The following is an 18,652-nucleotide window of genomic DNA, read 5'->3' on the forward strand; positions in this document are numbered from 1 at the left end:
GTGTCGGGGTGTGTTCTGGCGCGATTGGGTAGATCGTTGTCTTGGAATGGTCATTTCCGGCGCTTTGGCCTGTCTGGTCGCGCGCAAGGCGCGCTCCTGCAAGGGGGCTGCTGCCTGATCGCTGCCTCCCTGTAGGAGCGCGCCTCGCGCGCGACCCGTTGTGCCGAAAAATGTGAATCATCGCCATGCCACGCGCAGGCACGCTCCTGCGAAAGCAGGACATCGGCCTCGTATTCACGCACAATGCAAATCGACGGAGGTGCCTGTGAATATCGTAATCGTGGAAGATGACGTGCCGCTCGGCTCAGCGATCAAACGCGCGCTGGAGCGGTTGTCCTACAACGTGACCTGGCTCACCACCGGCACGGAAGCCCTGGAAGCCCTGCGACAGGAGGCCTCCGACCTGGTGCTGCTCGACCTGGGCCTGCCACGCAAGGATGGCATCGAAGTACTGCGCGAAGCACGACGCCTCGGCGTACGCACGCCGGTGCTCGTGATGACGGCACGCGACGACGTGCGATCGAAAGTGGAAGGTCTCGATGCCGGAGCCGACGATTACGTCGTGAAACCTGTTCACCTCGACGAACTCGCGGCACGCATCCGCTCACTGGCACGCCGCGCGCAGGGCCATGCCGACAACGTCATCGAGGCCGGCGCGCTGCGCGTGGATCTCGCCTCGTTCGAAGTGAACTATCGCGGCGAACGCGTGGAGCTCACCCGCCGCGAATTCGCCCTGCTGCGCATCCTCATGGAGCGTGCAGGCCGTATCGTGCGCAGGGAAACCATCGAGAACTCCGTCTACGGCAGCGAAACCGATGTGGGCACGAATGCCCTCGAAGTGCTCGTGCATGCGCTACGTCGCAAACTCAGCGCCGAAGCAATCCAGACGGTGCGTGGCTTCGGCTACATGATTCCGCTGACGCCGGTCTGATTGCTTCGGATCAGGCCTGCTTTCGCGACGACAGATGCGCGGCAACACGTCGCGCAGTACGCACGGGGCAGCCATCGTCACAGGTGAAACCGATGTTGTCACCGCCGTACGGCGCATAGCGCTGCGGATCCGTCGCGCCGAACAGGCCGATCGTCGTGGCGCTGGTCGCAGCGGCAAGATGCATGACCCCGCAATCGGCGCTGATATACATGCCGGCCGCGTCAATCACGGCGGCAAGCTTGCGAGGATCGCTGGTGAAATACGTGGGATAGGCGTTGCCCACGCGTGAGATGCCGTCGGCGGCCACCAGTTCCACGATACGCCGAGGGCCTGTTTCACCAAGCAGCGTATCAAGGAAACTGCGCCACCATGCTTCGTCCAGGCGCTTGGCACCGGTGGCATTGGGGAAGATCGCAAGGATGGGCAAGGTGTCATCGTGTCCCTGCAAAACACGGCGCAACGTGTCGACACCGTGGCGGCGCTCGCTGTCGCTCAGCCTCAGGTCGGGCCGGGGCAGCGCAGTGACGGTTTCATCGCCTAATGCACGGCGCAGCGCATGGATGGCCCGTCCTGCGAAATGCACGGGCATGCCGTCTTCGAAATCACCGATTCGCAACTGGTAGCGGGCACGAGCCGTCGCAGCCGCGATACGTCCGGATGACGAACCCGCGGCGGCATCGATCACCAGATCATAGCGTCGACTGCGCAGGCGGCTCAGGACACTCAGCGTTTTGAGCGGATGCCGCAAGGCGCGACGATCAAGCAAAAGCAATTCGCCTAGTGTGGCAAAGCCGCCGTAAATGCTGCGGGCGGCCTGCCCGGTGGCAAGCACATCCACTTCGGAACCGGGGTAATGCCGCTCAAGCTCCTGCATCAGCGGCGTCATCAGCACGGTGTTCCCCAGCCGGTGATTGGGCCGGCAGACGAGGATGCGCTGGATGCCATGGCGGGGAAGGGTGCCTGCACCCACGATGTTGCCCTGGCTGGGGAACATCCGCTGGACGATCCACCCCATGGCCTTGCGGCGAAGGGCCTGCAAGCGCCCGTGAAAGGGCACGCGTTTCGTGGGGGATTCAGGGCGGGCAAGCGGAATCGCAGGCGACATGACAATCCGGAACCACCCGGCCATCCGGGCGTATGGCAACGATGACAGGGCATCCTTAGCTGCGGCTGTGGGGCAGATGAAAGTTTGCTTACAACCCGCCCCCTGTAGGAGCGTGCTTGCGCGCGACCGGTGGGATCGAATCGATGAAGGTATTCGCGACAACCGGTCGCGCGCAGGCGCGCTCCTACAACAGCCTGCGGTCACGATGGGGAGAGGCGGCGGGGGCGGCCCTTGGCGCGACTGATGGAGGTGAGGGGAGTGGGCGGATAAGGCCGCGTAGCGGGGCCGGCCAGGAAGGCCGGCCTTTCCTGCCGAGACAGGATGTCGAGTCAGGAAACCCCGCCCGCTCCCCGTGCCCGAAGGGGCGCAAGCCATAAGACACTGAGCCGCGCAGCGGCTCCTCCTTTCCCGAGGGACACCGTAGGCCGGAGCGCCAAGGGCCGCCCCCGTCGCCTCTGCAACGCCACGTACCAGCGCCGAGCGCGAGGCCGATAGGCGAGCCCTTGCTACGGAGCGAAACACCACAAGGGCTGCTTTACTCCGGAGCGACACCATTCCAACCGGTCGCGCGCGAGGCGCGCTCCTACATGGTGGGGGTGGGTCTTCCCGTGGCGGGGTGGGGCGGCTATCTTCCTAAGGTCCGCCTCAGCTTCCTTTGGCAGCGTGGTGCCATTGCCCTCCCGGAGGAAGCTTCCACTCCATGATGTCGTTCCTGAAACTTGCGATACGGGCCATGCGCCGCTCACGGCACATCCGGCTGGCCACGGCGCTGCATCGCGGGGGGCAACCGGCCCGGGCGCTGATCACGGCGGCAAGTTTTCACCGGGATGACGGCCAGCTGCTGGAGATCATGCGCAGATATCGCGCCGAGTACGCGGCGCTGGGCCAGGCCGTGGCGACGCTGGAGCACGCCGGGGCCGGTGAAAGCGTGCAGGGGCATTACGTGCCGGTCAGCGCCATGTTCTTCAGCGATACGCTGGAACTGTGCCTGTCGTTTTCCCGGGGCGAAATCGAGTCACAGGAGGCCGTGCACCTGCTGCGCGATTATTTTGCCAACGGACGCATCGCCGTATCGCGTGCCTCCGCTACGCGAACACATCCTCGATCGCCGGGCCACGAGGCAGGTTGAGCCGGAAGACGGTGCCGCCCTTGCGGCCCTCTTCGCATACCGCATAGCCGCCGTGGGCCTGCACGATGGCCTGAACGATGGCGAGGCCCAGGCCGCTGCCACCGCTGTGGCGCCCACGCGATTCCTCGCCACGCCGGAAGATATCGAAGACGTGGTCACGCAGTTCGGCAGGCATGCCCGGGCCCTCGTCTTCCACGCAGATCGTCGCTGCGTCGTCCTGCATGCGCAGACGGATGCACACCGTTCCCGGTGACGCATAGCGCTCGGTATTGTCGAGCACCGCAAGCAAGGCCTGGCGGATACGCACGCCATCGCAGTGGATGGTGTCCTCGTCGAGGTCCAGGTCGAATTCCAGCTGGCGCGCGGAAAAACTGGGCTGCACCAGGGCGACGAGCATGCGGACTTCCTCCGCCAGGTGCACGTCGGTGAGTTGCAGGCCCAGGTGTCCGCTGTCGGCGAGGTTGATCACGCGCAGGTCGTCGATGAGGCGCGAGAGCCCCTCCACCTGGACAAGCAGGTTGCGAAACAGGCTTTCGTCCGGCTCGAACACGCCTTCTGCGAGACCTTGAAGCCGGCCGCGCAGGATCGACACCGGTGTGCGCAACTCGTGCGCGATGGCGGCATTCCAGGTGGTGCGTTCGTAGGAGATACGCTCCAGGCGCTCGGCGAGCGCGTTGAAGTCGCGTACGAGCTCGGCGGTTTCGCCAAGGGACTCGTCGCCAGCATCGGCGCGCGCGCTGAGATCGCCGGAAGCGGCGAGCCGGATGCTGCTGGCGACGGAATTCAGGGGTTTCAGGATACGCCGTGCGAGTTTCTGGGCCGAAAGCGTGGCAAGGATGAGGCCCACCAGGGTGACCGTGCCCATCCACACCAGCTCGGTATTGGTGGGTAGCCAGTCGTTTTCCGTCTGCTCGGGCACGATCATGTCGTCGAACAGAAAGGCGTAGAGCACGTACGAGGTGACCAGGAACAGGCCGATCACCGTCAGTACGACGGCGCCCGTGGACAGTACGATCTGCCGGCTGAGACTGCGTCGTTGCATCAGCCCGACGACTCCAGGCGATAGCCCACGCCACGCACGCTCACCGGCATGCCGGGCACGCCGGCATCCTCCAGTTTCTTGCGCAGCTTGCTGACATGGCTGTCCACCGTGCGCTCCAGCGTGTCACCTTCGGGAAGGCAGGCAGCCAGCAATTCGGAACGACTGAACACGCGCTGCGGCGTGCGCGCCATGCGGGCAAGCAGCTTGAATTCGGTGAGCGTCAGCGTGAGCGACAGGCGCGATTCGCCCTGAATCACGTACACCGAATGCGTTTCGAGGTCGATCTCGACGGGGCCGACGCGATGCTGCTGCACGGTTGATGATTCACTACGGCCGCTGCGCCGTAGCACCGCGCCGACACGCGCCGCGACTTCCGCCGGATTGAACGGCTTGACCACGTAATCATCCGCACCGATGCGCAGGGCCATCAGCTTGTCGATGTCCTGGTCGTAGGCCGTGAGCATGATCACTGGTGTCTGCCCGCGACGACGCACTTCCGACAGCACGTTCCAGCCATCGACGTGCGGCATGCCCACGTCCAGGACGATGAGGTCGGGTTTCAGGCTGTGATGCATGTCGAGCGCGGATTGTCCGTCCGCCGCATGCACCACGCGATAACCGTCGCGCGTGAGGTAGGAGCGGATGATGTCCGCGATGTCGGGGTCATCTTCCGCCACGAGCACGAGTTGCGCAGCGCGCAGCCGGTCGTTCGGTTCGGGATGACCCGGTGTGGGAGAGGGAGCGGCCATGGCGGAAATGCACGGACGAAAACCGGGGTTCTCCATCGTATCTCCACGAACTACCCACGGAAAGCCCAAGACAGGCGCCTAGGATGCATGGTTTTCCACCCGATCCCACCCCACGAATGAGCATGAAGCCCTTTTCGCGTCGTCCATGGAGACTGGCGTACCTGTTACTGCTGCCCCTGCTGGTTGCCTGTGGCAAGCAGGAGGCACCTGCCGTGCCACCTCCGGTGGTCACGGTGACCACGGTTGCACCGGTCGTCACGCAGGTGACCGACGATCTGCCCGGACGTGTGGTCGCGGGTCGCACGGCCGAAATCCGTGCCCAGGTGAGTGGCATCGTCACCCGCCGCCTGTTCGAGCAGGGCAGCGAGGTCAAGGCCGGCGAGCCCCTGTTCCAGATCAATCCGGCGCCTTTCCAGGCCGAAGCGGATAGCGCGGCGGCCACGCTGAAGCGCTCGCAGGCGGCCCTTGCGCAGGCCGAGATCACCGTACGCCGGCTTACCGGACTGGTGGATGCCGATGCCATCAGCCGGCAGGTGTACGACAACGCCGTCGCCCAGCGCGACCAGGCGGCGGCCGAGGTCGCGCAGGCCCAGGCCAACCTGGCACGGCGCAAGGTCGATCTCGGTTTCGCCACCATACGGTCGCCCATCTCGGGCCGCATCGGCCAGGAGCTGGTGACCGAAGGCGCGCTGGTTTCGCAGTCCGACGCCCAGCCGATGGCGCGCGTGCAGCAGATGGACGAGGTGTATGTCGACGTGCGCCAGCCTGCCGGCATGCTCGCCGCCGTGCGTGCGCAGGCCGACCAGGGTACGCCGCGCACGGCTCATTTCCTGGGCGATGGCAACGAACCCATGCCTCTGGAAGGGCAGATCCTGTTCTCCGACCTGCGTGTGGATGAGGGGACCGGCGACGTCGTGATGCGTATCGCCGTGCATAACGACAAGGGCCTGTTATTGCCCGGCATGTTCGTGCGTGCACGTGTACCCCGTGGCGCGCCACGTCCGATGCTGCGCGTGCCGCAGGAAGCCGTGGCGCGGGATACCGCCGGCAATCCCAGCCTCTGGATCGTCGATGCCCAGCACAAGGCCCATCCGCGCCCGGTCCGCCTCGGACCGCTCGTGGATCGCCAGTACGTGATCGAGGAAGGCCTCGCTGCCGGCGAAAGCGTGGTGGTGGAAGGTTTCGATCGCCTGCAGGCCGACGTCGTCGTCAACGCCAGCCCCTGGAAGCCCGCCGATGCGGGCGGCCAGGCCGTTGTCGCGGAGCATTGAACCATGCCGCAATTCTTCATCAATCGCCCGGTGTTCGCCTGGGTGATCGCGATCTTCATCGTGCTGTTCGGCCTCATCGCCATTCCGATGCTGCCGATCGCGCGATATCCCACCGTGGCGCCGCCACGGGTCACCATCTACGCCACGTATCCGGGTGCCACGCCGGAAACGCTGAACGATGCCGTCGTGGGACTCATCGAGCGCGAGCTGTCCAGCGTAAAGAACCTGCTGTACTTCGAATCGACGGTGGATACCACGGGCTCGGCGGAAATCGCCGTGACCTTCAAGCCCGGCACCGATCCGGAACTGGCCCAGGTCGACGTGCAGAACCGCATCAAGACCATCGAGCCGCGCCTGCCGCAGTCGGTGCGCCAGAACGGCCTGAACCTGGAATCGTCGGGTTCGGGCTTCCTGATGGTGGTGAGCCTCAACTCCGAAGGCGGCAGGATCGACGACCTCACGCTCAGTGATTACATGGCGCGTAACGTCGTGGAAGAACTGCGCCGCATCGATGGCGTGGGTCGCGTGCAGCTGTTCGGTTCCGAACGGGCCATGCGCATCTGGGTCGATCCCAACAAGCTCACGGCACTGAAGATCTCGCTGGGCGACGTCACCGCGGCCATCGCGCAGCAGAACGTGCAGATATCCCCGGGACGCATCGGCGACAACCCGACGGTGCCCGGCCAGCGCGTAACCCTGCCGCTGCTGGCCCAGGGCCAGCTGACGAATGCGGAGGAATTCTCCCGCATCGTCCTGCGCAGCAATGCCGACGGCTCGAAGGTGGTGCTGGGAGATGTCGCGCGCGTGGAGCTTGGCGCACAGACCACCACGTTCTCGGTGCGCGAGCACGGTCACCCCTCGGCGGGTGCCGGCGTGCAGCTGAGCCCGGGTGCCAATGCCGTGAAGACGGCTGATGCGATTCGCCAGCGGCTCGCCGAACTGGCGCCTACGATGCCCAAGGGCATGTATGCCTCGATTCCTTTCGATACCTCGCCCTACGTGAAGGTGTCGATCGAGAAGGTGCTGCATACCCTGCTCGAAGCGATGGTGCTGGTCTTCCTGGTGATGTACCTGTTCCTGCAGAACGTACGCTACACGCTTATTCCCGCCATCGTCGCGCCGATCGCGTTGCTTGGCACCTTCACGGTGATGCTCATCGCGGGGTTCTCGATCAACGTGCTGACGATGTTCGGCATGGTGCTGGCCATCGGCATCATCGTGGACGATGCCATCGTCGTGGTGGAAGGCGTGGAACGCCTGATGGCCAGTGAAGGACTGTCGCCGAAGGAAGCCGCCTCGCGCGCCATGCGCGAACTGACCGGAGCCGTCGTGGGTATCACGCTGGTGCTCACGGCCGTGTTCATTCCCATGGCCTTTGCCAGCGGCTCGGTGGGTGCGATCTACCGGCAGTTCACCATTTCCATGGCGGTGAGCATCATCTTCTCGGCCTTCCTGGCGCTGAGCCTGACGCCGGCGCTCTGCGCCACGCTGCTCAAGCCGGTCGACCCGGGTCATCACGAGAAGCGTGGCTTCTTCGGCTGGTTCAATCGTCGTGTCGAACGCATGACCACGGGCTATGGCCGCATCGTGGGGGGTGTGCTGAAACGGGCAGGGCGTGCGATGGCAGGCTTTGCGGTGATCGTGGCGCTGCTGGTGGCCGGGTTCCACATGCTGCCTTCGGCCTTCCTGCCCGAGGAAGACCAGGGCTATTTCATCACCTCCTTCCAGCTGCCATCCGATGCCACGTCCGAGCGCACCCTCGACATCATCAAGCGCTACGAGAAGCATGTAGATGCACAACCGGGTATCGCCAACAACGAGTCGGTGCTGGGCTTCAGCTTTGCCGGTTCCGGCCCGAATGCGGCGCTGGCCTTCACGATGATGAAGGACTGGGGCGAACGCGACGGCGCGACGGCGCAGGAGGAAGTGGCCAAGGCGCAGGCGGCCATGGCCGATGCGCCGGAAGGCACCATCATGAGCCTGATGCCTCCGGCTATCGACGACCTGGGCAATGCCTCCGGCTTCGCGATGCGCCTGGTGGACCGCGCCAATCGTGGCAATGACGAGCTGGAAGCGGCGCAGACGAAGCTGCTGGAACTGGCGGCGCAAAGCCCGAAACTGGCGTTTGTCTATCCCGAGGGCCTGCCACCGGGTACCAGCATTTCGCTGGATATCGATCGTGACAAGGCCCGGGCTATGGGTGTGGACTTCACGGTCATCAGTGACGCGTTGTCGGCGGCCATGGGTTCGAGCTATGTAAACGACTTCCCCAACCATGGCCGCATGCAGCAGGTGATCGTGCAGGCGGATGCCCCTTTCCGCATGCAGCTGGACGACGTGCTGAAGATTTACGTGCGCAATGATCGCGGTGGCATGGTGCCGTTGTCCGAGGTGGTGCATCCGGTCTGGAAGCAGACGGCCTTGCAGATGATTCGCTACAAGGGCTATCCGGCAGTCCGCATCAGTGGCTCTGGCGCACCTGGATATTCCAGTGGCCAGGCCATGGAGGAGATGGAGCGACTGGTGGCGGAACTGCCACCGGGTTATGCGGTGGAGTGGACGGGCCAGTCGTTGCAGGAGAAACAGGCCGGTGCGCAGGCCCCGGCGTTGATGCTGCTGTCGATGCTGGTGGTGTTCCTGGTGCTTGCCGCGCTCTACGAGAGCTGGTCGATCCCGTTCTCCGTGATGTTGGTTGTACCGCTGGGCCTCATCGGCGCAATCGCCGCCGTGCTTGTGCGAGGGCTGCCGAACGATGTGTTCTTCAAGGTGGGCATGATCACGGTGATCGGTCTTTCGGCGAAGAACGCGATCCTCATCGTGGAGTTTGCACGGCAGTTGCGCGGTGAAGGCAAGGGTCTGGTCGAGGCCACCATCGAGGCGGCGAAGCTTCGCCTGCGCCCGATCCTCATGACCTCGCTGGCCTTTGCACTTGGCGTGGTGCCGCTGATGCTGGCCCGTGGCGCGAGCCAGGAGACCCAGCATGCGATCGGCACGGGCGTGTTCGGCGGCATGGTCACCGCGACCCTGCTGGCGATCTTCCTGGTGCCGGTGTTTTTCATGGTGGTCCAGCGCCTTGCCGATCGCTTTGGCAGGAAGCGCAACACACCCGAGGCGCAGGCCGGACGCCTGCCCGGAGAGTGATCCGATGTCTATGTTCCGTTTGACGACCCTGCTCGCGGTGGCCCTCACGGCCACCGCCTGCTCCATGGCCCCGGACTACGTGCGGCCCGACAGCCCCTTGCCGCTCGTGTATGCGCAGCATCCGGCCGGTGGCGGTGAGAATGCTTCCACGCTGGGCTGGCAGCAGGTCATGCCCGACCCGCGCCTGCGCTCGCTGGTCGACCTGGCGCTGGTCAACAACCGCGACCTGAAACTTGCCGTGCTGAATGCGGAGGCGGTGCATTCGCAGTTTCGCGTGGAGCGTTCTGCGCGACTGCCGTCGCTCGGCGCTACCGGCCAGTTGCAGCGCAGCGGTGGCAGCGGGCAGCAGTCGCTGCAACCCGGCGTGCCCGGTGGACTGGACCAGAAGAGCGCCACGCTGGATCTGGCCGCGTACGAGGTGGACCTGTTCGGGCGCGTGCGTTCGCTGTCAAATGCTGCATGGGAGCGTTACCTCGCAAGCGAGGAGGGCACCCGTGCGGCGCGCATCACGCTGGTATCCGGGGTGGCGCAGGCCTATGTAGAGCAGCGTGTCGCTGCCGAGCAACTGGAACTGTCGCGGCGTACCTTGTCCGACTGGCAGGAGTCCCTGCGCATCACCCGCGCACTGCATGGTGCCGACCAGGTGGGTGGCATCGACCTCGCCCAGGCCGAAGGGCAGGTGGATCAGGCCGAAGCCGATATCCGTGCGCGCGAGCGCGAGCTGGCACAGGCTGACAATGCATTGACCTTGCTGGTCGGCGCTTCTTTGCCAGCGGATCTGCCCGCACCCGTGGCGCTGGATGCACGGCCCGTGGTGGCAAGTCTGCCTCCGGGGTTGCCGTCGGATCTGCTCGCAAGGCGTCCGGACGTGGCGCAGGCCGAGCATGAGCTGAAGGCGGCCAATGCGGATATTGGCGCGGCACGTGCTGCGTTCTTTCCACGCATTACGCTGACAGGTTCCTATGGGTTTGGCAGCGGCGAGCTGAGCAGCCTGTTCAAGGGTGCCAGCAAGACGTGGTCGTTCACGCCGCAGATCACCCAGCCGATTTTTCAGGGCGGCAAGCTGCGTGCGGAGCTTCGTCTGGCCGAGATCCGCAGGTCCAGCGCTATCGTGAGCTATGAAAAGGCCTTGCAGGTAGCCTTTCGTGAGGTATCCGACGGGCTGGCCGGGCAGGCGACCTACGGCGACCAGCTGGGCGCACAGCAGCGCGTGGTGGATAGCGCCACGCGCAGGGCGAAGCTCTCCGGGCTTCGCTACGAGGCCGGGCAGGACAGCCGTCTCGAACTGCTCGACGCGCAGCGGCAACGCTACGCGGCGGAACAGTCCTTGCTGGACCTGCGTCGTGCGGCATTGACCAACACGGTAAACCTCTACAAGGCCCTGGGCGGCGGCACAACGTAACACCCCCTGTAGGAGCGCGCCTTGCGCGCGACCGTTACGAAGCCGATGACCTCATGGCTCCGCAGGTGTCGCGCGCAAGGCGCGCTCCTACAGGGTTTTACTCGGGGTGTAGGGCGACCTGTGAACGCAATGCTTTTGTAGGAGCGCGCCTCGCGCGCGACTGCCCGATGAGGCGATAACGCACCATCCTGTCGCGCGCAAGGCGCGCTCCTACATGGGTTCGCTGGTGCTGGGGGCGCCGGTTTCCATGTGGCCTGCCACGCGTCGCGACCATCCGGACACTTCGGCCACCGTTACTGTGAGGTCGTACCAGCACGCGTTGTCTGCGATATCCCAGCTGTCCCCACGCGAACCCCGCGCGGGCACCGGATAGATCCGCACATCCTCCGCCACATAACCATTGCTGACGGTAAACGTGCACGGACCGTCACCCGCATTGGTCAGGGTCAGCTTCAACCGTCCGTTTGCCGGGTCATAGGCAAGAACGATTTCCGGCATGGTGGCCGCCGTGGCGACCTGGCCGTTCCAAACGCGCAGGAAGCCGTTGGGGCCATGTGCTTCCAGCTGGTAGATGCCCTTGGTATAGGTCTTCGCGCTCCAGTAGTCGGACAGCGTCTTGCGCGCCTCGACCGTATAGCGCCACGGCCCGTCGCCGCGATTGGCTGCATAGACCTGAAACACCGCGCCCGCACTTCCCGTGTTGAGGAATTCCAGCACGTAACGCCCCGTCGATGCTTCTACATGGCCCTGGATATCCAGCTCATAGGGCAGGGCACGGGCAGGCCGGGTACGCGTGGACTCGGGCTGCGGCATCGAAGGCGTGGCGGGTGCCACCGGCGATGGCAGGCTCTTGCATTGCGTATCGGCAGCCGCCGTGTAGCCGCTGGTATCGGGTAACGAAGGCCATGCCGTACTGGCGCCGCTGAAGTCGAATGCAGAGGTGAGGTCGCCACAGACGGCCCGGCGCCATGGACTGATGTTGTCTTCCTTGACGTCGAAGCGTGCCTCGAGGAATCGCAGTACCGAGGTATGGTCGAACACCTCCGAGCAGACCCAGCCACCGCGCGTCCATGGCGAGACGATGGTCATCGGCACACGGAAACCCAGGCCGATCGGCTTGTCGTCCTGGATCTCGCCCTTGGTGCTTACCGTGGACAAGCCATTGGCCGACGACGAAGGCGGTGTCGGCGGGGGAACGTGATCGTAGAAGCCGCCGTTCTCGTCGTAATTGAGGATGAACACGGTCTTTGCGTAGACCGCCGGATTGGCCACCAGCGCGGCAAGCAGGCGTGCGCTCAGGTCTTCGCCGTAGGCCGGCTTGTAGTTGGCATGCTCGGAAAGGTAATCCGGCGCCACGATCCACGACACCTTGGGCAAGGTATCGTTGGCGACATCCTGTGCGAACGCCTTCACCAGGTCGGTGCTCACGGCGATGCCGCGATCGTAGAGCGGCTGTCCGGACTTGGCCTTCTTGAACGATGCGAACCACGCAAGCGCGTTGTCGTCGAAGTTGTTGCTCTGCTGGTAGACCTTCCAGCTGATGTTGGCCTGCTGAAGACGCTCGGCATACGTCATCCAGCTGAATCCGGCCGCGGGCTCGGTATTGTCCAGCACGGCGGTCTGTCCCACGGAGAGCCCGTTGCTGCCGGAGAACAGATGCAGCCGGTTCGGGTTGGTCTGGGTGAGCGTGGAGCAGAAATACTGGTCGCAAATGGTGAACTGATCGGCGAGGGCGTAGTAGAACGGCAGGTCGTCGCGCGTGAAGTAGCCCATGCCAAGGCCCGGCGAGCGTGCGGTGTTCCACGCATCGAAGCGGCCGTTGTTCCATATGGCGGTGTCCACCGGATAACTCATGGCGGGTGCATTGATGCAGATGCCGCTGGTGGTTTTCGTATCCATGTGAAAGGGCAGCATGCGGCCCTGGCCGTAGGGCTGCTGCCATACGTTGGCGGTGCCGCCGGGCAGGGGAGCGGGCACGCGATCGCCGAAGCCGCGCACGCCGGCGAGGCTGCCGAAGTAATGATCGAAGGCGCGGTTCTCCTGCATGAAGATCACCACGTGCTGCACGTCCTGGATGCTGCCGGTGACCGTCGCCGCCGGTGTCGCCAGCGCCTGCCGGATCGCCGGAGGCAGCACGGATACGGCCAGTCCGCCTGCCGAGGCGGCTGTCATCTTGAGAAACCTGCGTCGCTTGACGTCGTCGATGCTGCTCATGCCAATCTCCCTGCTGGATGTCGTCATACGACACCGCGAGGGCGTTTCAGCAGCATGCCGCAGGCGCGTCAGCTTTCTGACCGTGGCTGGACAATCCCCGCCACCTGTCTACCCGTCATTCCAGCGAAGGCTGGAATCCAGCGCCCCGGTTCGCCAGTCAACACGAGCATGTCTCATCGGCTCGTGTGCAGGCGCCCTCTCGCTAAAACCGATCGTACCGCCCTGGGTTCCTGCTTTCGCAGGAACGACGTGAGGGATGGTCACGATGGTCGTTATGCTGGATGTTTCGGCATGTTGGCATCGCCCGGGCATTGCGCCCGGGCGATGGTGTTGCGGCTTACTGCGCGAGGAAGCTCTCGGCCTTCACGTACGGCAGGTTGTGTGCCTGGGCGACCGGTTCGCAGGTGACCTGGCCCTCGCAGACGTTCAGGCCGTTGCGCAGGTGACCGTCCTGGGCCAGCGCCTTCTTCCAGCCGTGGTTGGCCAGGGCGAGGGTGTAGGGCAGGGTCACGTTGTTCAGCGCGAAGGTGGACGTGCGGGCGACGGCGCCCGGCATGTTGGCCACGCAGTAGTGCACCACGCCGTCGACGACGTAGGTCGGGTCGGCATGGGTGGTGGCGTGCGAGGTTTCCACGCAGCCGCCCTGGTCGATGGCAACGTCGACGATGACCGAACCCGGCTTCATGGTGCGCACCATGTCATGGGTGACGAGCTTCGGCGCGGCGGCACCCGGGACCAGCACGGTGCCGATCAGCAGGTCGGCACGACGCACCAGCTCTTCGATGGCCGAGCGCGTGGAGAACACGGTGGAGATCGAGGTGCCGAACTGCGTGGCGAGGCGCTTCAGCGCGTCAGCCGAGCGGTCTACCACGGTGACCTTGGCGCCCATGCCCACGGCGATGGTGGCCGCGTGGGTGCCGGACACGCCGCCACCCAGGATCACGACTTCGGCAGCCGGCACGCCCGGGACGCCACCCAGCAGTACGCCGCGGCCACCCTGGGCCTTCTCGAGCGAATGCGCACCCACCTGCGGGGCGAGACGGCCGGCGACCTCGGACATCGGGGTCAGCAGCGGCAGCGAGCCGTTCGGCGAGGTGACGGTTTCATAGGCGATGCAGACGGCGCCCGAGTCGATCAGGTCCTTCGTCTGCTCCAGGTCCGGGGCCAGGTGCAGGTAGGTGAACAGGATCTGGCCCTTGCGCAGCTTCTTGCGTTCGACGGCCAGGGGCTCCTTCACCTTCACGATCATGTCGGCTTCGGCGAAGACCTGGTCGGCGCCCTCGACGATGGTGGCGCCGGCGGCCTTGTAGTCTTCATCGGTGATGCCTGCGCCGATACCGGCGCTGGCCTGCACCAGCACCTGGTGGCCGTGATGCACGAGTTCCTGCACGGACGAGGGGATGAGGCCCACGCGGTACTCGTGGTTCTTGATTTCTTTCGGCACACCGATGCGCATGGCGATTCTCTCTAGCTGAGGTTGGACTGCCCCGGGGGAAGGGGGCTGGCGGCGAAGTATGATTGAAGCTTCGTGCAATAGGTCGCCGATTTGCCGATGCTTTATGATGCATCTTCGAATCTCTGGCGAAAAAATCCCGGGTTGCTGAAATTTCATGCCAAGCCACGATCCAATCCTCGATGACCGCGACCGGGCCATTCTCCGCCTGCTCCAGGACGACGGCCGGCTGACCAACCTGGAGCTGGCCGCCCAGATCAACCTGTCGCCCTCGGCCTGCCTGCGCCGGGTCAAGCTGCTGGAAGATCGCGGGCTGATCGCACGCTACGTGATGCTGGTGGACGAAAAGGAAGCGGGCCTGCCCGGCACCGCCTTCGTGCTGGTCACCCTCGACCAGCAAGGGCGCGCGGCGCTGGATGCTTTCGAGTCGGCCATCCAGCGGCACCCCGAGGTCACCGAGTGCTGCCTGCTGGCCGGTGCGGCCGACTATATGGTGCGGGTGGTGTATGCCGATGCGGCCGACTTCGAGCGCATCCATACGGAGATCCTCACCCAGTTGCCGGGCGTGGTCCGCGTGCAGTCGACGCTGGCCTTGCGTACGGTAAAGAAGACCACCTCGCTGCCGGTCTGACGCCGCATGGAATCCACCTCACCCGCAGGTATCGAACGTCGCCTTTTCCGGGGCGTGGCGTGGGTGGTGATGGCGGTGCTGTTGCCCATGGGCGGCCTGGCGGCGTACCGCACGATCGCGAAGGCCAACGAACTGTCCGACCTGCGCCTGCGCGAGACCGCGCTTACCCTGGATGCCCTGCTGCGCCGGACGGGCGTGAGCGGCGTGCTGGAGCAGGCGTCGGCAGCACCGGCGATTGCCACGGAAAAAGGCATGGTGTCGCCGTTCGAAACGGAAGTGGGCTATCGCATCACCGACATGCATGGGCATGTGCTGCTCACCACGGATAACCTGCTCGAGCTGCCGGCGAGCCTGCCGCAGGACGACCGCATCCACTCCGTGATGGTGCGGCGGCGACGCTGGCATGTGTATACACGCATCGATCCCGTGCTTGAAGTCATCGTCAGCGTGGCGGAGCGTCACGATTCCCGGCGCGACATCATGAATGCCGTGGCCCTGGAGCGTACGTTGCCCATCCTGATTACGCTGCCCTTGTTGCTGCTTGCCCTGCGCTGGGCGATTCGGCGCGGGCTGCGTCCACTTGATGTGCTTACGCGTCTGCTGGTGGCGCGTGAGCCCGGCTCGCGCGAGATCGTGGCGTTGCCGGAGACCGCACCTGAAATCCAACCCATCGTCGATTCGCTGAACGCCCAGATCGGGCGCATCGAAGGTGCGCTGGAACGCGAACGACGTTTCAGCGCCGACGTGGCGCACGAGCTGCGCACGCCACTGGCAGCGACCATGATCAATCTCGACAGTGCCTCGGCGGCGGCCTCGGCCGAGTATTCAGCCATTGCGTTGCCGGATGCCATCGCCAGCCTGCGTCTGCTTGCACGGCGTACCGATCAGCTGCTCATACTGGCGCGCCTGGAAGATGCCGCCTCGATGCCGCAGGAGCGGCTGGACCTTTCGGCGGTGGTGCGCAACGTACTCGGCGAATGGGCACCCACGGTGGATACCGGTGCTTTTCATCTCGAGACGGTGCTGCCAGACAGCCCGTTATGGGTGGATGGCCACGATGCCGCCCTGTCGGCGATGATCCGCAACCTGCTGGAAAACGCATCCCGACACGTACCGCGTGGCGGCACGGTACGCATCAGTGCAGCGCATGACGATGCCGACGTCGTGCTGGATGTCATGGACAACGGCCCGGGCATTCCTCCGGACCGCCGCGACGCCGTGTTTGCACGCTTCCATCGCGAGGCCAGCGGCCTTGGCGATGGCTTCGGGGTGGGGCTTTCCATCGTGCAGCGCGTGGCACAACTGCACCACGCGCGCGTGAGCCTGGAAGACGCGCCCTGGGGTAGTGGGTTACTGGTAAGGACGCGCCTCCCCCCGGCCCTTCAGAACGAACGTTCCAGGCTGGCGTAGTAGCCGCGGCGCGGACCGAACTGTGGAGCGCCGACGCCAATGCCCGTGCCATCGCGAAGCTGGTAGCCCCGGTCCAGTGCATTGATCACGGCCAGCCGCGCGTCCCAGTGCACGCCGAAGTGATGCGACAGGCTGGCGTTGAGCTGGAAATAGCCCGGCATGTGTGCACCGTTAGGCACGCCGTTGCCATCGCGCCGCAGACCGCTGCCGAAGAGGTAGTCGGCGGCGAGCTTCCAGTCCGGCGCGAACGCATAGGAAACGCCGCCGGACGAGGTCAGTCGCTGCTCGTGGTCCAGGTGTACCCAGTGTGTGGCGATGTAGGCCAGGTCGTCCGGCTGGAAGTTGTACTGCCCCGAGGTCAGTTGCCGGGCCTTGGTGCGCTGCTGTGCGAGGTTGAAGAAGGCCGACCACGGGCCGCTGTCGTAGTTGACGCTCAGTTCCACGCCCCGGATGCGGCCCTTTGCATAGTTGAAGGGCAGGTAGATAAGTGCCGCTCCGAACTGCCCTTCATCCTGAAGGTGTTTCGCTTCGCGATGATAGGCATCCAGTCCCACCGTAAGTGCCGGGGTGAATCGATGTTGCACGCCGATATCGTAGTAGTCCGAGCGTTCGGCTTTCACGCGGCTGTCGATGGTGCTGGATAACTGGTTGGTGGTGTCGTCGTACAGATGCAGGTTGGCAGGCGCCACCAGCTCGGTGGGGGCAGGCGTAAAGTAGCGTGCGTAGGCAATGTGCGCGGTCGTGTCGTCATCGAAACGGTAGGACATCGAAGCGCGGGGACTGACCTGGCCTTCGTCGAGGTAGGCCTTGTTGCGGTCCGCGCGTGCGCCGATGTTGACGGTAAGCTTCTCGAACGGCGTCCAGGAATCCTGCACATAGGCCGTGTACTGGTGCCCCACGATGCGCTGGTCATCACGGACGCCGACAGGTATGCCGGAGCTCTGGTGCCCGTCGGGACCTGCGGGAAACACCAGTGAATCGTTATCGCTGGTGGCTTTCTCCCGGTTGAAGTACATGCCATAGCTGAGCGTGTGGGTATCCCCCAGTGACGTGGAAAAATCGGCCTGTAGCCCGGTCGCGCGACTGCCGCGTCGTACCCGCGACGCGATGCCGTTGAACATGAGGTCGCCGATGTCGTCGGGGTGGAAGTCCACGCCGCTGTAGCGCTGCGACAGCGCTACCTGGTAATCGGTTTCGTCGATCCTGCCGTGCAGGGCCAGCACGCCGAACCGGGTTATCTCGCGCTGGCGCTCGTTCAGCGTGGACGCATCGAATGTCGTGCGCCCGAGATAATCGAACGCTGGCTTCGCCAGCGGGTTGTCGGGAATGTCGAAGCGGTTGTTCGTCACGCCCGCCATGATGTCCAGGTGCATATGCGGGTCGATGGCATAGGACAACAGGCCGAAGGCATTGCGCTGGTTGCTGTGGTCATGCACCGGCTTGCGGCTGGACGTGGGGTTCTCGATCCCGATGTCGTTCTGCAGGTAACTGGCCGAAAAGAAGTAACTCCAGCCGCCCTCGTGCCCATGCAGCGACAGGTTGGGGTTCCAGGTGCCGAACGATCCCGCCGTGACGCCGGCACTGCCGCCGTTGTCCAGGTGCTCGCCACTGCGCGTGGTGATCTCGACCACGCCAGCCGTGCGGTAGCCGTATTGCGCCGGCAGTGCGCCCGTGAGCAACTGCATCGACTCGACGATATGCGTATCGAGGCTCTGGCCGAAGCCGCCGATACTGGTGGGCAGCAGCACGCCATTGATGCGGTACTGGATATTGGCGTGGTCGCCACGGATATGCAGCTGTCCGTAGGAGTCCTGCACCACGCCGGGGGCACGCAGGAGCACCTGGTTCACCGGCGTGCTGTCGCCCAGGGGCAGGGCGTCGATCGTTGTCCTGTCCAGCGTATAGCTGCTGCTGCCCAGTTCGGGCGCGTAGTCATTACGGGCGGTGCGGCTGGCCGCCACGTGGATTTCGGACAGGCGGGTGGTCTGCGGCGTGGCGTCATCCGTCACATCGGCCGCACCCGCCCGTCCGGCCAGGCCCAGCAGGAGGGCCGCCGACAAAAGGGATCGCTTCATGGGTCACCAACTGACTCGGGTGTTATTGTTATAACATAACATTCAAGGCGTGCAGCAGGCCGTAAGTCATACCGATGAAATGGCGTCATCGTCACGTTG

At 64.8% G+C, this 18,652-nt stretch carries 13 protein-coding genes; 7 read left to right on the forward strand and 6 right to left on the reverse strand.

Annotated features, from left to right (window positions below; translation table 11 throughout):
• The first annotated feature begins 265 nt into the window (after window positions 1–265).
• Window positions 266–931 (forward strand): response regulator, encoded by a 666-nt coding sequence (locus tag HBF25_RS13650; RefSeq protein WP_166949298.1) that lies wholly within the window; start codon window positions 266–268, stop codon window positions 929–931.
• 10 nt (window positions 932–941) lie between these two features.
• Here HBF25_RS13650 and HBF25_RS13655 read toward each other — a convergent pair whose 3' ends face one another.
• The gene (locus HBF25_RS13655; RefSeq protein WP_166949300.1) at window positions 942–2,036 is read right to left on the reverse strand and encodes a glycosyltransferase family 9 protein; all 1,095 of its coding nucleotides are present in this window, start codon (window positions 2,034–2,036) and stop codon (window positions 942–944) included.
• A 700-nt stretch (window positions 2,037–2,736) separates the two neighbouring features.
• Here HBF25_RS13655 and HBF25_RS13660 point away from each other — a divergent pair.
• Window positions 2,737–3,165, forward strand: coding sequence for a hypothetical protein (locus HBF25_RS13660; protein ID WP_166949302.1), 429 nt, complete (start codon window positions 2,737–2,739; stop codon window positions 3,163–3,165).
• On the opposite strand, the gene HBF25_RS13665 is transcribed toward HBF25_RS13660, so the two are convergent.
• Window positions 3,122–4,207: an ATP-binding protein gene (locus tag HBF25_RS13665; protein WP_166949304.1), complete on the reverse strand. Its 1,086-nt coding sequence runs from the start codon at window positions 4,205–4,207 to the stop codon at window positions 3,122–3,124. The two genes, HBF25_RS13660 and HBF25_RS13665, sit on opposite strands and share 44 nt — an antisense overlap.
• On the reverse strand, window positions 4,207–4,956 hold the full coding sequence (locus tag HBF25_RS13670) for a response regulator (protein ID WP_166949640.1): 750 nt from the start codon (window positions 4,954–4,956) through the stop codon (window positions 4,207–4,209). The genes HBF25_RS13665 and HBF25_RS13670 overlap by 1 nt, the downstream gene beginning before the upstream one ends.
• A gap of 122 nt (window positions 4,957–5,078) precedes the next feature.
• On the opposite strand from HBF25_RS13670, the gene HBF25_RS13675 reads away from it, so the two are divergent.
• Genes HBF25_RS13675 through HBF25_RS13685 form a run of 3 tightly spaced genes read left to right on the forward strand, consistent with a single transcriptional unit; the run spans window position 5,079 to window position 10,770 of the window.
• Window positions 5,079–6,227 (forward strand): efflux RND transporter periplasmic adaptor subunit, encoded by a 1,149-nt coding sequence (locus tag HBF25_RS13675; RefSeq protein ID WP_166949306.1) that lies wholly within the window; start codon window positions 5,079–5,081, stop codon window positions 6,225–6,227.
• 3 nt (window positions 6,228–6,230) lie between these two features.
• Window positions 6,231–9,368 carry an efflux RND transporter permease subunit gene (locus HBF25_RS13680; protein ID WP_166949308.1) on the forward strand — a complete coding sequence of 1,046 codons (3,138 nt, stop codon included), beginning with the start codon at window positions 6,231–6,233 and terminating at the stop codon, window positions 9,366–9,368.
• A gap of 4 nt (window positions 9,369–9,372) precedes the next feature.
• Window positions 9,373–10,770, forward strand: a complete 1,398-nt coding sequence (locus HBF25_RS13685; RefSeq protein ID WP_208392577.1) for an efflux transporter outer membrane subunit — start codon at window positions 9,373–9,375, stop codon at window positions 10,768–10,770.
• Between the two features lie 210 nt (window positions 10,771–10,980).
• On the opposite strand, the gene HBF25_RS13690 is transcribed toward HBF25_RS13685, so the two are convergent.
• Together HBF25_RS13690 and ald are read right to left on the reverse strand one after the other, a co-directional pair.
• On the reverse strand, window positions 10,981–12,984 hold the full coding sequence (locus HBF25_RS13690) for a phosphocholine-specific phospholipase C (protein ID WP_208392578.1): 2,004 nt from the start codon (window positions 12,982–12,984) through the stop codon (window positions 10,981–10,983).
• 337 nt (window positions 12,985–13,321) lie between these two features.
• On the reverse strand, window positions 13,322–14,440 hold the full coding sequence (gene ald, locus HBF25_RS13695) for an alanine dehydrogenase (RefSeq protein ID WP_166949310.1): 1,119 nt from the start codon (window positions 14,438–14,440) through the stop codon (window positions 13,322–13,324).
• Window positions 14,441–14,594: 154 nt separating this feature from the next.
• Between ald and HBF25_RS13700 the strand changes: the two genes are divergently transcribed.
• Window positions 14,595–15,068, forward strand: a complete 474-nt coding sequence (locus HBF25_RS13700; RefSeq protein WP_166949312.1) for an Lrp/AsnC family transcriptional regulator — start codon at window positions 14,595–14,597, stop codon at window positions 15,066–15,068.
• Window positions 15,069–15,074: 6 nt separating this feature from the next.
• Window positions 15,075–16,478 carry an ATP-binding protein gene (locus HBF25_RS13705; protein ID WP_166949314.1) on the forward strand — a complete coding sequence of 468 codons (1,404 nt, stop codon included), beginning with the start codon at window positions 15,075–15,077 and terminating at the stop codon, window positions 16,476–16,478.
• Here HBF25_RS13705 and HBF25_RS13710 read toward each other — a convergent pair.
• Entirely contained in the window at window positions 16,451–18,553 is a 2,103-nt protein-coding gene (locus tag HBF25_RS13710) for a TonB-dependent receptor (RefSeq protein WP_166949316.1), read from the reverse strand. The genes HBF25_RS13705 and HBF25_RS13710 overlap by 28 nt on opposite strands.
• Window positions 18,554–18,652 lie beyond the last annotated feature (99 nt).

It is taken from the genome of Luteibacter anthropi, from assembly GCF_011759365.1.
GTDB lineage: Bacteria > Pseudomonadota > Gammaproteobacteria > Xanthomonadales > Rhodanobacteraceae > Luteibacter > Luteibacter anthropi.